Raw genomic sequence first — 13,923 nt, forward strand, 5'->3', positions numbered from 1 at the left:
CCACCCGGGGTTCACCCCGCTGGGGGCCCCGTGGGGGGTTTGGGGTGTTTACGTGGTGGCGCCTTTCCTGCCGCCCGGGGGGGGACGCGGCCGACCGTACCGGCGCTCTCGTACGTCAGGGCGCCCGACCCTGCGGCCACGGGGCCGGCCACCGGTCTTCCGGCGCCGGTCCCGTCGCCCCGGCTCAGCGGTGGCCGCTCACGCGTCCCTGGAGGAGCCGGGACAGTGCCGCGTGGACGTCGTCCAGGGAGCGCTCCGGCTGGAAGGCCTGCCAGTCCAGGGCGGCCACCAGGACCATCCCGACCAGCGCCGCCGCCGTCAGCGGGATGTCGATCTCGTCGCTGAGCTCCCCGCCCGCCACCCCGTCGCGCAGGACGCCCTCGACGACCGCCACCGCCTGCTGCCGCACCACCATCAGGGTGGACTGCCAGGCGCGGTTGGTGCGCCAGAGCTCCGCCACGTAGAGCTGGGTGAACGCCGGATAGCGGTTGATGAAGACGAGCCCGGCCCGGATCATCGCGTCCAGCGCGTCGACCTTGCTGCCGCCGTCCCGGTCGGTCTTCTCCGCCGCGTCCCGCAGCGACGCGGTGAGAAGCCCGACGCCATGGCGCAGCAGCTCTTCGAAGAGGACCGACTTGCTCGCGAAGTTGTAGTAGACCGTGCCCTTCGCGACTCCGGCCCGCTCGGCGATCTCGTCCACCGTGGTGGCGGAGAAGCCCTGTTCGGCGATCAGGGTGACGGCCGCCTCGTAGAGTTTCTGCCGGGTCGCCTCGCGGCGGCTTCCGCCGCCCGCCGTGGTGCTGCTGCTTTCCATGGCTCCGATTGTCACAGGAGCACCCGCGCGCGTGGTCACAGGCTCAGCTCCGGGTGCAGCCGGTCGAGGGTCCACACCTGCTTGCGGCGCGCCGTCAGGGCGGTGAGCGCGAGCGCGCCCACGGTGAAGGCGGTCAGCACGGCGCACGCGGTCCGTACGGGCTCCAGGCCGCCGCCGGTGATGAGCCTGCGGAGCGCCTCGACGACGTAACTCATCGGCATGAAGGGGTGGATCGCGTTGAAGAAGGCCGGACTGGTCTGGACGGGGTACGTGCCGCCCGCCGAGGTGAGCTGGAGCATCAGGAAGGCCAGGACGAGGATCCGGCCGGCGGCTCCGAAGCGGGCGTTCAGCCACTGCACGATCGCCGCGAAGCAGGCCGTGACCAGGAACAGGAAGCCGACCGTTCCCGCCGCCCGCGCCATCTGGAGGCCGATCGCCCAGTGCAGCACCGCCATCAGGGCGGCCGTCTGCAGGATGCCGACGACGGCGACCGGCAGCCAGCCCGCCAGCGCGATGCGCCACGCCGAGGCGCCCGCCGCGAGCGCGCGCCGGTTCAGCGGCTGGATCAGCATGTACGCCACCATCGCGCCGACCCACAGCGACAGCGGGATGAAGTAGGGGGCGAAGCCGGTGCCGTAGTTGGGCGCCTTGTGTAGATCCCGGGAGGCCATGCGCACCGGGTCGGCCATGACCTCGGTGCGCAGGTCGCGGTCGGGCTTGTCGTAGTCGGGGATCCGCTCGGCGCCGTCGTGCAGACCGCCCGCCAGCTTCCCGGAGCCGCCGACGAGCTTGTACAGGCCGCCGTCGAGATCGCCCGCGCCGGTCTTCAGCCGGCCGACGCCCTTGTCGAGGGTCGCCGCGCCGGTCTTCGCGGTGCCGAGACCGGAGTGCAGCCGCTTCGCGCCCCGGGCGACCGCGGTGGCGCCCTCGTTCAGCTTGTCGATCCTGGAGACGGCGTCGTCGAGGTCCTCGGAGAGATGCGGCGCACGGCCGGCGAGGGCGCGGGCCTGCTTCTCCAGGGTGGCCAGGTTCTTGTCCAGCTCGACGAGGTCGCCGTCCTGGTCGCCGATCAGCGTGTTGACGTCCTCGGTGACCGCGACGACGTCCGCGGCGGCCTCCGTGGCCTTCGTCAGCTCGGGACACGCCGGGTCGGGGACCGGCAGGGCCTCGCACCGCGCGCGGTGGACGGTGTTCAGCGCCTCGGAGGCGGTGCGCGCGCCCTTGGCCGCGGCCGGGGCCGTCTTCACCAGGGTGCCGAGGTTGTGCCGGATTCCCGCGGCGGAGTCGGCGACCAGCTCGGCCGTGTCGCCGATCGACTTCTCGTTGTCCTTGAGGAAGGGGCCCACTTTGTCGGCGACCCCGTCGACCTTGCCGGCCAGCGCCCGGGTGCCGTCCGCGACCTGCCGCGAACCGTCCTCCAGGTCGCCCGCGCCCGTGGTGAGTTTCCTGAGGCCCCCGGAGAGCTTCCCGCTGCCCTTCTTGGCCTCCTTCAGACCGTCCGCGAGATCCTTGGAGCCCTTCTTCGCCCTGCCGATGCCGCTGTTGAGCCGGTCGGCGCCGTCGGCCGCCTGGACGGTCTTCCCGTGGATGTCCGAGAACGAGATGAAGATCTTGTCGAGGAACGAACGCGAGGCCTTCGTGGAGGCGGCCGTCCGGACCTCGCTGAACACCGTGCGGGAGATCTGCCCGACGATGTAGTTGTTCGCGTCGTTGGTCCGCACCTGGAGCGCGCTCGTCTCGGGCGAGGTCCCGGAACTCGACGCGATCCTCCGGCTGAAGTCGCCCGGCATGGTCAGCGACAGGTAGTACGTTCCGTCCTCCACGCCCCGGCGGGCCTCGGCCGGGCTCACCTCGTGCCACTCGAAGGTGTCGCTGTCGCGCAGTCCCTCGGTGATGGTGTCCCCGACGGCGACCTTGCGGCCGTCGGCCGTCGCCCCCTCGTCGGCGTTCACCAGGGCCACGGGAATGCGGTCGAGACGGCCGTACGGGTCCCAGAACGACCACAGGTACAGGGCGCCGTACAGCAGGGGCAGCAGCAGGAGCGCGACGAGGGCGGCACGCGGGAGCTTGCCGCGGCCGAAGCGGCGGAGTTCGAGAAGGGCCAGTTCAGGCGATCGCATCGGCCGTCTCCTTGTCGCGGTTCGGGCTGCCGCTGTCGCTGTCGCTGTCGCCGGCGGAGGCCGTGTGCGTGTCCGTGTCCGTGTCGGTGTCTGTGCCGGAGGCGGTCTCGGAGGCGGCGTCCGTGGGGGTGGTGGTGGCGGTGTCGGCGCCCGGGTTCTCCTCGGCGGCGGCGGCGGTGGTCGTCGTGGCGGCCGGTGCGGTGGACACGACGACGGCACCCTCGGGAGCCTCGCTGCACACCGCGACGACCGTCGTGCCGGACTCGGCGAGAGACGTCAACAGGGCCCAGGCCTCGGACCGTTCGGCGTCCGAGAGCTTGAGGTCGGTGTCGTCGACGCCGAGCAGCCGGGGGCGGCCGATCAGGGCCAGCGCGAGCGACAGCCGCAGGGTTTCGAGCCGTTCCAGATCGCGTACGGCGGTCCTCGTGCCCTTGGGCAGTGTGTCCGGGTCGAGCCCGGCGGCGGCCAGCGCGGCACCGATCCGCGCCCCGGTCTCACTCACCCGCTCGCCGCGCGGCCGCAGCAGCGCGCGCAGCGAACCCCCGAACCGCCGCTGCAGCAGGGCCCGTTCCCGCAGGTGCTCCCCGACGGTCAGCGCGGGGTCGAGGTCCGTGACACCGGGCACGTGCGCGAGCGCGCTGGTCCGGCGCACCGCGGCCATCTGCTTGGGCAGCTTCGACGAACCCACGGCCGCCGTCCCCTCGGTGGCCTTCATCCGGCCCGTGAGGGCGAGCAGCAGGCAGGTGCGGCCGGATCCCGACGGCCCCTCGATCGCGACGAGCGATCCGGGACCGGCATCGAGACGGACCCCGCGGAAAACCCATCCGCGGGGTCCTTCGAGTCCGAAGTCCTCGGCCGTGACACGCAGTCCGTACGGACCGTCCACAGCTCCCCCATTCTTTGGAACACACTCGAACCACTTTTGAACTGACTGGTCAGTGCAAAAACTAACCCGAACTGTCGATCGAAGCAAAATCGCAGGTCAGAACGGATTGTCAGTGGCATACCGCACGATGGGCACATACGGCCACAGTGCCGTCACACGACGACAGGAGGTTCGTCATGGCCAGCTCCTCCGCAGCCGCCGCCCGTCGGCGCCGCGCCACCGGCCCTGCCCCCTCACTGACCGGACCGGCGGGGGACGTCCACCCCGTGCTCCGCCGGGCCACGGCCCCGCCCGCCGCCCTCGACCTGCTCTCCCAGGCCCGCGCCGGACTTGACGAGGCGACGGCCCTGGAGACGTCCAACGAGCGCTACGCGACGGCCCACTTGGCCGCGCTGCGCACCGCCGCCGCCGTGCTCGCCGCCCGGGTCCGCCCGGAGCCCGCGTCCCGGCGCAGAGCCCGGATCCGAAGCGCCTGGGAAGTCCTCCCGGAGATCGCTCCCGAACTGACCGAGTGGAGCGCGCTGTTCGCCTCCGGGGCCACCCGTCGCGCCCGCGCGGAGGCCGGCATCCAGGGGGCGGCCAGCACCCGCGACGCCGACGACCTGATACGCGACGTCCACATGTTCCTGCGCCTGGTCGAGCGGATGCTGTCGCTGCAGCCCGTGCTGCCCCAGCCCCGCCAGGACGGAGACCAGCACCCGGACCGGGACCGGCTGGACGGGCCGGGCAGGGTGGACAGGGAGGTGCCGGACGCGGGTTGACCGGCGGGGACTTCGGGCGGACCGGTGGGGACTTCGCGCGGGCCGGTGGGCACTTCGGGCGGACCGCGGGGCGATCCTTCGTGCGCTCCTCCGCACACTCCTCGCGTGATCCGGCGCGCGTGAGACGGAGGACCGGCCACGGTGGCGGAGGCAATAGGGTGGAGACGCCTGCTGCCTCCCCGCCGGGAGGCCCGAACTTCGCTCCGCCGTTCATGAGGCGGTGCCGCGCCGAGGAGTCAACTGCCGTGTCGGACCCGATGCGCCCCCGCGCTTCTCTCCGTACCGCCGTCGTCTGGGAGGTCCTCAAGGACGCTCTGGACCGTCAGGTCAAGGCCGCCGGGCGGGAGTCGCTCGACGTACTCGACACGGGCGGCGGCAGCGGCAACTTCGCCGTGCCCGTGGCCCGCCTCGGTCACCGGGTCACCGTCGTTGACCCCAGTCCGAACGCGCTGTTCGCGCTGGAGCGCCGTGCCGCCGAGGCCGGTGTCGCCGACCGCGTGCAGGGCGTCCAGGGCGATGCCCACGGCCTCTTCGACGTGGTCGAGCGCGGCCGCTACGACGCCGTGCTGTGCCACGGCGTCCTGGAGTACGTGGACGACCCGGCCGAGGGCGTCCGCAACGTCGTGGACGCGCTGCGCCCCGAGGGCGTGCTCAGTCTCCTCGCCGCGGGCCTGGGCGGTGCCGTCCTGGCCCGCGCCCTCGCCGGGCACTTCAAGGAGGCCCGGCACGCGCTCGACGACCCGGACGGACGCTGGGGCGAGAGCGATCCCGTTCCGCACCGGTTCACCGCCGAACAGCTCACCTCCCTGGTCGCGGGCGCGGGTCTGCACGTCGCCGCCGTGCACGGTGTCCGGGTCTTCGCGGACCTGGTGCCGGGGGTCCTGGTGGACACCGAGCCGGGAGCCCTGGAGGCTCTGCTCAAGCTGGAGGCGGCGGCGGCCGAGCTCACCGCGTTCCACTCCGTGGCCACACAGCTCCATGTGCTGGGTGAGGCCCGAGGGACCACGGAGGGCTGAGGGACCCCCGTGGTGCGCCGCTGATCAGGGGCTTGGCGGCACATGGAGTACGCCACAGACCACCCGATCGAGTGCGCGGCGCCGTATGATCGGGGGAGACCGTCCGGCATGACGGACCGTTCGCTGGGGAATGCACGCCTCAGCGCATCGGGGCGCCATGAAGGGTTCCGGTCGGCGAATTGGCGTAGAGGGCGGGTTTCACGGGGCCGATTCCCTGCCTATCCTGAAGGGGACCCCCGGTCGCCCCGGCGACTGCACGATGAGGAGGACTCCGTGCCGCTCTCGGAGCACGAGCAGCGAATGCTCGAGCAGATGGAGCGAGCGCTGTACGCCGAAGATCCCAAGTTCGCGACAGCGCTTGAGGGAAGCGGGCTGCGTACGTACACCCGGCGACGGGTCTACCAGGCGGTCGCGGGCTTCCTGGTGGGTATCGCGCTCCTCATGGCTGGAATGGTCGCGGTTCAGATCTGGCTGAGCGTGGTGGGCTTCCTCGTCATGCTGGGCTGTGCGGTGCTCGCCGTCACCGGTTGGCGCAAAGCCCCCAAGCCGGGTGAGCAGCCGACCGTTCCCGGCTCGTCCGCCGCTCGTCGGCAGGGGCGACAACGCCGTTCCATGATGGACCGGATCGAACAGCGCTGGCAGCGTCGTCGCGACGAGCAGGGCGGCCACTGAGCCTTCGGCACCGTCGCAGCGGACATTACGCGTGAGGGGGGGGGGGGGGGGGGGGGCGGGGGGGGGGGGGCGGCGCCGCGCGCGGGGGCCCGCGCGCGCGGCGCCCCCCCCCCCTCACGCGTGCGGCATGCGCCCCGGCAGACCACCCCGGCGTTCCGTCTGCCCGGTGACCGGCAACCACGTTCCAAGGCACCCGGCACCGGTGGCTGTGCCCACCCGTCCCGCCCCGCGGTACGCCTGCCCACAGCCGGGCCGGCACCGGTTGCTGCGGGCTGACCTGGCCGCGGTACGCCTGGGCACAGTCGGGCCGGCACCGGTGGCTGTGCCCACCTGTCCCGCCCCGCGGGGCGCCTGGGCACAGTCGGGCCGGCACCGGTGGCTGTGCCCACCTGTCCCGCCCCGCGGTACGCCTGGGCACAGTCGGGCCGGCATCGATGGCTGTGCCCGCCCGTCCCGCCCCGCTGGGCGCCTGGCCGCAGCCGGGCCGGGGGTTGTCAGGTGTTCTGGCCGGTCGGGTGGTGGTGGCGGGTTTTCAGGTTCGTCCAGGCGGCCGAGGCCATCCATATCGCCCGGACGGCCGAACGAGGGACGAGGAGCGCGCGCAGCCGCGCGGGACGGCTCGCGGACGTCCGGAAGAACCTCCCGACCCGGCGCGCGTCGTCGGCGAGGCCCGCCACCGACCGGGGACGGGGAGCGTAGAGAACCTGCTCCACGGCCGCGGCCAGCCGGTGCACCGCCGCCTCGGCCTTCGGGTCCAGTTCCCCGAGCCTGACGATCCGCTCGGCCGCCTTTCTCGGCGTCTGTGACTCCTGCGGCGCGATCCCGTAGTCCCACGCCGTGTCGGTCACCTCCGACCAGGCCCCCAGCGTGTGCGCCGCCACGTCCGCCTCGGAGCGGCCGTGACCGCCGAGCCGGACCTCCCGCACCCGTATCCGCCACAGCATGGGCAGCAGCGCCAGCACCAGCACCAGCAGCCCGGCCAGCGTCAGCCCCACGCTCTTCATCGAGGGCCAGATGTCGTCGTCGGTGCCGACGGCGGCCGACGGGGACTGCCCCGGGCAGGCCGCGAGCTTCCGGAGCTGCGGCGAGCAGCTCTCGCTCGCCGACGGCGCCGCCGAGGGCGCCGCGGACGTCGAGAACGTCGGCTTCGGGGCCGCGGGCTCGATCTCGCCCGGCGTGTTCGTCTGGGTGTACGACGGCACCGAACCCCGGCTCGGGGTCGGCTCGAAGCGGGTCCAGCCCACGCCCTCGAAGTACAGCTCGGGCCAGGCGTGCGCGTCCCGCAGCCCGACCGCCATCGAACCGTCCGCCTGCGGGGTCCCCGAGGTGAAGCCGACCGCGACGCGGGCCGGAATCCCGAGGGTGCGCGCCATCGAGGCCATCGCGAAGGAGAAGTGGACGCAGAAGCCCTCCTTCTCCTTCAGGAAGTTCGCGATCGCGGTGGAGCCACTGCCGGCCTGCACCTGGGTGTTGTAACGGAAGTCGCCGCTGACCGCGAAGTAGTCCTGGAGCTTGACCGCCTGCTCGTAGTGGTTGGCCGAGCCCGCGGTGACCTTGCGGGCCGTCTTCGCCACGATCGCGGGCAGCGACTCCGGAACCTTGGTGTACTCGCGCTTCATCGCGGGCGAGGCCTCCGGAGCGCTCGCGAGCTGCTGCGCCGTCGGCTCCACCATCAGGCTGGTGACCTCGTACCGCGCGCCACGCGTGTTCTGCCCGTGGTCGCCGACGAGCGTGCGCCCCACGGGTTCGTACCGCCAGCTCCCCTTGATGTCCACGTTGCTGGCCGGATACGGCATCGGCAGCCAGTCCTGCGCGTACCAGTCGGCCGCCGCGATCTGGGTCCGGATCGTCGCCCGCTTGACCTCGCCCGACAGCCCGACCGGCGTCGGGAACGTCTTCGGCACGTCCACGATGTGCCGCTGCGCCGGCTTCCACGCGGTGCCGTCGAAGTCGTCCAGCGAGACGATCCGCAGGTACAGGTTCTGGGTGTCCCCCGTGTTCGTGCGGTACGTCATGACCGTGCGGTCCTCGTCCACGTTCAGGCTGTCGCGGAGCGAGACCAGCGGGTTCACCGCGGCGATCGTGCCGCCGTCTCCGGTGCCGTTGCCTATGCCCCGGCCCGCTCCGTCCAGCAGACCGCCGTCGAGCGAGGGCAGCGCGAACGGCACGAACAGGGCGACGCCCAGCACGACCAGGCCGATCCGCCGACCGGTGCGGACAGGTGCGACGACACCGCTCGCGGACTCCGGTCCCGGCCCGCGGGCCGCTCCGCCGAAGACCCGGCCCCACTGCGAGAGCCGGTCCCGGCTCTCGGCCAGCAGCAGCATCAGATAGCCGGCGGCCGCGAGCAGGAACCACAGCCAGGCCGCGCCGCCGCTGGACAGGCCCGCGGCGACCGAGTACAGGGCGAGCAGCGGAAGGCCGGCGGGCGCGGCGCTGCGGTAGGTCACCGCGAGGGTGTCCACCGCGAGGCCGATCACCAGGACACCGCCGACCACCATCAGCCGGATCCCGTCCGACAGCGGAGCGGGGATCGAGTATCTGCCGACGTCGTCGGCGCCCGCCTGGAGCAGTGCCGAGAAGTGCTGGAAGGCCTCGGGACCGGGGACGATCCCGGCGAGGGCCTGGCCCCGGGCGAAGACCAGCGTCAGCATCATCAGCGTCACCAGCGCCTGTGCCGCCACGGTCAGCGGCCGGGCCAGCGGGACCCGCCGGGTCAGCGCGCCGACACCGGTCTGCACGGCCAGCAGGAACGCCGCCTGGAAGATCCACGTCGCCGGGCTCACCAGCGGCAGCAGCGCGCACGACGTCATCAGTGTGGCCGCCGCCGCGTACAGCGCCAGCCTGGCCCGCCCGCTCATGCGCCACCACCCCCCGCGGTAGTCCCCGTCGACGCCGCATACGTGCGCCGGCGGTCCGCCTCACGCCACAGGTCGGCGAGCGACGCCCCCCGCGGCACCGTCACGGCGGTCCAGCCCGCCTCGCGCAGCATGCGCAGCGGGTCCGTGCGTTCGTCCAACGGGCCAGGCACCTCGGTCGGTTCCCGGACCCAGGACTCGCTGTCGAGCAGGAACGCGACGGCCCCGCCGCTGCGCTGGCGCATCTTGCCGAGCACGGTCGCCTGCTCCTCGTCGAGATCGCCGAGGAAGGCGATCAGCAGTCCTTCGTTCCCGCCGCGCAGCACCTCGTAGGCGCGGGAGAGCCCCGTGCCGTCCGAGTGGTCGACGACGGCGAGCGTGTCCATCATCATCCCGGCCGCGTCCGCCGATCCCTGGCTCGTGCCCGCGAACCCCTCGGCGCCCTCGCCGGGCACCGAGCTGCCGGTGTCCGTCAGAAGGCGCACCGAGAAGCCCCGTTCGAGCATGTGCAGCAGCGTGGAGGCCGTTCCCGAGACGGCCCACTCGAAGGCCGAGTCGGGGCCCGCGCCCTGGAAGGCGATGCCCCGGGTGTCCAGCAGTACGGTGCAGCGGGAGCGCTGGGGCTGTTCCTCGCGGCGGACCATCAGCTCGCCGTAGCGGGCGGTCAGCCGCCAGTGCACGCGGCGCAGGTCGTCGCCGTGGCGGTACCCGCGCGGAATGATGTCGTCCTCGCCGGCCAGGGCGAGAGAGCGCTGCCGCCCGTCGCCGTACCCCTGCGCCTCACCGGTCAGCCGCACCGGTGGCAGCGCCTCCACGCGCGGTATGACGGTCAGGGTGTCGTACGCCGAGAAGGAGCGGGTCAGCTCGCACATCCCGAACGGGTCGGTCAGCCGCAGCTGCAACGGGCCCAGCGGATAGCGGCCGCGCAGGTCCGAGCGCACGCGGTAGGACACCTCGCGGCGGCCGCCCGCCTCGACCCGGTCCAGCACGAAGCGGGGGCGCGGACCGAGGACGTAGGGCACCTTGTCCTGGAGCATCAGCAGACCCGTGGGCAGCCGCGAGATGTTGTCCATGCGCAGATGCACGCGGGCCTCGGAGCCCGCGGGCACCCGCCCGGGGGAGAGCCTGCGGCTGCCCGAGACCCGGTAGCGGGTGCGGTACAGGACGGCCGCGCAGACCAGCGGCAGCACCGCGAGGAGCAGGCCGACCCGGAGCAGCTCGCTCTGCCCGAGGACGTACGCGCAGATCGCGGCGGCCACTCCCGCGGCCAGGAACGAGCGGCCGCGCGTGGTGAGACCGGCGAGCGCGGTGCGCAGCCCGCCCTTGTCCTCGGCGGTGTGGCCCGCGCTCGCCTCTGTCATCACAGCCTCCGGGGCGGCTGCTGACCGTACGTGGGCGCGCCCCTGCCCATCGAGAGGCCGGACTGCTGGGGAGCGGCGGGCACCGGGGTGCGCTGGATGATCTCCTGGACGACCTGCTCGGACGTACGGCGGTTCAACTGCGCCTGTGCCGTGGGCAGCAGGCGGTGGGCGAGGACCGCGACGGCGAGGGCCTGCACGTCGTCCGGCAGCGCGTACTCCCGGCCGCTGAGAGCGGCGGACGCCTTCGCCGCGCGCAGCAGATGCAGCGTGGCACGCGGTGACGCGCCGAGTCTCAGGTCGGGCTGGGTACGCGTGGCCGACACCAGGTCCACCGCGTAGCGGCGCACCGGGTCGGCGACATGGACCGTGCGGACCGCGTCGATCAGCTTCACGATGTCGTGCGCGTGGGCGACCGGCTGGAGGTCGTCCAGCGGGCTCGCGCCGCCGTGGATGTCCAGCATCTGCAGTTCGGCTTCCGCGCTGGGGTAGCCGATGGAGACACGGGCCATGAAGCGGTCGCGCTGGGCCTCCGGCAGAGGGTAGGTGCCCTCCATCTCGACCGGGTTCTGGGTGGCCACCACCATGAACGGACTGGGCAGCTCGTAGGTCTGCCCGTCGATGGTGACCTGGCGCTCCTCCATCGACTCCAGGAGCGCGGACTGCGTCTTGGGCGAGGCGCGGTTGATCTCGTCGCCGATCACGATCTGCGCGAAGATCGCGCCCGGCTTGAACTCGAAGTCCCGGCGCTGCTGGTCCCAGATCGACACACCCGTGATGTCCGAGGGCAGCAGGTCGGGTGTGAACTGGATGCGCCGTACCGAACAGTCGATGGAACGCGCCAGCGCCTTGGCGAGCATGGTCTTGCCGACGCCGGGGACATCCTCGATCAGAAGATGGCCCTCGGCCAGCAGCACGGTCAGCGAAAGCCGTACGACCTCAGGCTTGCCTTCGATCACTCCTTCCACCGAACTGCGGACACGCTCCGCAGTGGCGGTCAGATCCGTGAGGCTCGCACGATCGTCATAGGTCGTCACCCGGCCCTCCTAGGCCCTTTCGGGCCGACGCCCTGTGCGGACCGGCCCACCCCGAAACACGGGCACCACGCGCGAAAGGTTCCGCGTGACGCCACACCCGCATTCTTGTTGCCGTTACCGGTTCGTGTCATCCGCCTGTGGACAAGTGGCCGCGATATGTCAGTTCTTACGGCTCTTTGGGCACCGGGCGGCCGGGGTTTTTTGTGCAGAGAGGGTCCCACGAGCTGCGGAGGGCCGGCGACCGGGGCTCCTGCGGGCCAGGGTCAGGAGGGGTCGATCTCCCGCAGCAGGCCGGTCGTGACGTCGAAGACGAAGCCGCGTACGTCGTCGGTGTGCACCAGGAACGGGGAGGTGCGCACGCGCTGCATCGACTGCCGTACGTCCTGGTCGACGTCCCGGAAGGCCTCGACCGCCCACGCGGGGCGCTGGCCGACCTCCATCTCCAGGTCGTGCCGGAACTCCTCCGTGAGGGACTCCAGGCCGCAGCCGGTGTGGTGGATGAGGGCCACGCTGCGGGTGCCGAGGGCGCGCTGGCTGATGGTGAGCGAGCGGATCACGTCGTCGGTGACCACGCCGCCCGCGTTGCGGATGGTGTGACAGTCGCCCAGCTTCAGGCCGAGCGCGGCGTGCAGGTCGAGGCGGGCGTCCATGCACGCGACGACGGCGACCCGCTGCACGGGACGGGCGTCCATCCCCGGGTCGGCGAAGGCGGCGGCGTATTTCCCGTTCGCGTCCACGAGGCGGTCGGTGACCGAGCGCTCCATGTCTATGGCGTCTTCGGGCTCGGTGGGAACGGATGCGGAAGTCGTCATACCTGCGACGTTACTGGTCACGCTTGGGCGAGGCCCGTTGTGAGAGGGGACAAAGAATGTCATCGCGGCTTGTTGTGAGGTAATCCACACGGGCGGTGACGGCCTGCCCGTTCGGGTGATTCTTCCGGATCCGCGGCTTCGGTCCGAGCGTCGTCCGCGACGCGCATGCCGGTTGGTTGACCGCGAGACACCGTGGACTAAAGTGACGCGAAGCGGGAGGCGAGGCTCTCCCCGCTGCACTGTTTTCCCCAGGAGACCCGGCGACTTTCCGGAGTTTCCCCGCGTGCGCGGCGCGTACGTACGGCTCGGCCTCCTCCCGCTCCCGGTCGGCCGACGCCCTTCATCCGGCGACGGCGGGCCTCCCCTTCCCGAGCGGGTGGGGACCCGGCGGTGCGTAGGGCCGCGCCGGACCTGAGAGGGCCCGGAATGAAAGGGCGCGAAGCGCTTCCCGACGAGGGTGACAGCGGGCGACCGGAGGGGCAGAGCCGACACGTCCCGGTGATGCTCGACCGGTGCCTGGACATGCTGGCCCCGGCCCTCACCGAGCCGGGAGCCGTGGTCGTCGACTGCACACTCGGACTCGGCGGTCACAGCGAGGCACTGCTGACCCGGTTCCCCGGAGTGCGGCTCGTCGCCCTGGACCGGGACAAGGAGGCACTGCGCCTCTCCGGAGAGCGGCTCGCCCCCTACGGCACCCGCGCCGACCTGGTGCACGCCGTCTACGACGAACTCCCCGACGTGCTCGACCGCCTCGGCGTCCCGCGCGTCCAGGGCGTCCTGTTCGACCTCGGCGTCTCCTCCATGCAACTCGACGAGGCCGACCGGGGATTCGCCTACTCCCAGGACGCCCCGCTCGACATGCGCATGGACCAGACGACCGGCATGAGCGCCGCCGAGGTCCTCAACACCTACCCGCCGGGCGAACTGGTGCGGATCCTGCGGGCGTACGGCGAGGAGAAGCAGGCCAAGCGGATCGTCTCCGCGGTCGTGCGCGAGCGCGAGAAGGAGCCCTTCACCAACAGCGCGCGGCTCGTCGAACTCATCCGGGACGCGCTGCCCCAGGCAGCCAAGCGCACCGGCGGCAACCCCGCCAAGCGCACCTTCCAGGCGCTGCGCATCGAGGTCAACGGCGAACTGAGTGTCCTGGAGCGGGCGATTCCCGCGGCCGTGCAGGCGCTCGCCGTCGGCGGCCGGATCGCCGTTCTGTCGTACCACTCGCTGGAGGACCGGCTGGTCAAGCAGGTGTTCGCGGCCGGCGCCGCCAACACCGCGCCGCCCGGACTGCCGGTCGTCCCCGAGCGCTACCAGCCCCGGCTCAAGCTCCTCACCCGCGGTGCCGAACTTCCCACCGAGGAGGAGGTCGCCGAGAACCGGCGGGCCGCTCCCGCCCGGCTGCGGGGAGCAGAGCGCATCCGCGAGGAATCGGCCGAGTAGGCGCGGGGAGAAGGAGAGGCCGTGAGGCGGAAACCCGGACCCGTGCGACGCCCCGGGCCCCGGGGGCCCCCCCCCCCCCGCGGGGGGGGCCGCGACAAAGGGCCCCCCCCCGCCCCCCCGCGCCCCGCCCACAAAACCCGGAGGAGGTGGTGTAA

11 protein-coding genes are annotated in these 13,923 nt (G+C 72.4%); 4 read left to right on the forward strand and 7 right to left on the reverse strand.

Going from position 1 to position 13,923, the window contains the following annotated elements:
* Positions 1-184: 184 nt before the first annotated feature.
* Genes ACFXGX_RS05235 through ACFXGX_RS05245 form a run of 3 tightly spaced genes read right to left on the reverse strand, consistent with a single transcriptional unit; the run spans position 185 to position 3,820 of the window.
* The gene (locus ACFXGX_RS05235; RefSeq protein WP_384784822.1) at positions 185-814 is read right to left on the reverse strand and encodes a TetR/AcrR family transcriptional regulator; all 630 of its coding nucleotides are present in this window, start codon (positions 812-814) and stop codon (positions 185-187) included.
* Positions 815-849: 35 nt separating this feature from the next.
* Positions 850-2,934 (reverse strand): YhgE/Pip family protein, encoded by a 2,085-nt coding sequence (locus ACFXGX_RS05240; protein ID WP_384784824.1) that lies wholly within the window; start codon positions 2,932-2,934, stop codon positions 850-852.
* Positions 2,921-3,820 (reverse strand): ATP-binding cassette domain-containing protein, encoded by a 900-nt coding sequence (locus ACFXGX_RS05245; protein WP_384784826.1) that lies wholly within the window; start codon positions 3,818-3,820, stop codon positions 2,921-2,923. The genes ACFXGX_RS05240 and ACFXGX_RS05245 overlap by 14 nt, the downstream gene beginning before the upstream one ends.
* Positions 3,821-3,996: 176 nt before the next feature.
* Between ACFXGX_RS05245 and ACFXGX_RS05250 the strand changes: the two genes are divergently transcribed.
* The 3 genes from ACFXGX_RS05250 to ACFXGX_RS05260 all read left to right on the forward strand — a co-directional run bounded on the left by ACFXGX_RS05250 (position 3,997) and on the right by ACFXGX_RS05260 (position 6,269).
* On the forward strand, positions 3,997-4,581 hold the full coding sequence (locus ACFXGX_RS05250) for an SAV_6107 family HEPN domain-containing protein (RefSeq protein ID WP_384784828.1): 585 nt from the start codon (positions 3,997-3,999) through the stop codon (positions 4,579-4,581).
* 245 nt (positions 4,582-4,826) lie between these two features.
* Positions 4,827-5,597, forward strand: a complete 771-nt coding sequence (locus ACFXGX_RS05255; RefSeq protein WP_384784830.1) for a methyltransferase — start codon at positions 4,827-4,829, stop codon at positions 5,595-5,597.
* A 273-nt stretch (positions 5,598-5,870) separates the two neighbouring features.
* Complete coding sequence (locus ACFXGX_RS05260) at positions 5,871-6,269, forward strand: DUF3040 domain-containing protein (protein WP_355775083.1); 399 nt, start codon at positions 5,871-5,873, stop codon at positions 6,267-6,269.
* Between the two features lie 494 nt (positions 6,270-6,763).
* Here ACFXGX_RS05260 and ACFXGX_RS05265 read toward each other — a convergent pair whose 3' ends face one another.
* The 4 genes from ACFXGX_RS05265 to ACFXGX_RS05280 all read right to left on the reverse strand — a co-directional run bounded on the left by ACFXGX_RS05265 (position 6,764) and on the right by ACFXGX_RS05280 (position 12,334).
* On the reverse strand, positions 6,764-9,130 hold the full coding sequence (locus ACFXGX_RS05265) for a DUF3488 and DUF4129 domain-containing transglutaminase family protein (protein ID WP_384784832.1): 2,367 nt from the start codon (positions 9,128-9,130) through the stop codon (positions 6,764-6,766).
* Positions 9,127-10,488 (reverse strand): DUF58 domain-containing protein, encoded by a 1,362-nt coding sequence (locus ACFXGX_RS05270; protein ID WP_384784834.1) that lies wholly within the window; start codon positions 10,486-10,488, stop codon positions 9,127-9,129. The genes ACFXGX_RS05265 and ACFXGX_RS05270 overlap by 4 nt, the downstream gene beginning before the upstream one ends.
* On the reverse strand, positions 10,488-11,522 hold the full coding sequence (locus tag ACFXGX_RS05275) for an AAA family ATPase (RefSeq protein ID WP_384784836.1): 1,035 nt from the start codon (positions 11,520-11,522) through the stop codon (positions 10,488-10,490). Before ACFXGX_RS05275 ends, ACFXGX_RS05270 begins: the two co-directional genes overlap by 1 nt.
* Before the next feature lie 263 nt (positions 11,523-11,785).
* Positions 11,786-12,334, reverse strand: a complete 549-nt coding sequence (locus tag ACFXGX_RS05280) for a beta-class carbonic anhydrase (protein ID WP_384784838.1) — start codon at positions 12,332-12,334, stop codon at positions 11,786-11,788.
* 426 nt (positions 12,335-12,760) lie between these two features.
* Between ACFXGX_RS05280 and rsmH the strand changes: the two genes are divergently transcribed.
* On the forward strand, positions 12,761-13,768 hold the full coding sequence (rsmH, locus tag ACFXGX_RS05285) for a 16S rRNA (cytosine(1402)-N(4))-methyltransferase RsmH (protein WP_384784839.1): 1,008 nt from the start codon (positions 12,761-12,763) through the stop codon (positions 13,766-13,768).
* Positions 13,769-13,923: the final 155 nt, after the last annotated feature.

It is taken from the genome of Streptomyces sp. NPDC059371, from assembly GCF_042751995.1.
GTDB lineage: Bacteria > Actinomycetota > Actinomycetes > Streptomycetales > Streptomycetaceae > Streptomyces.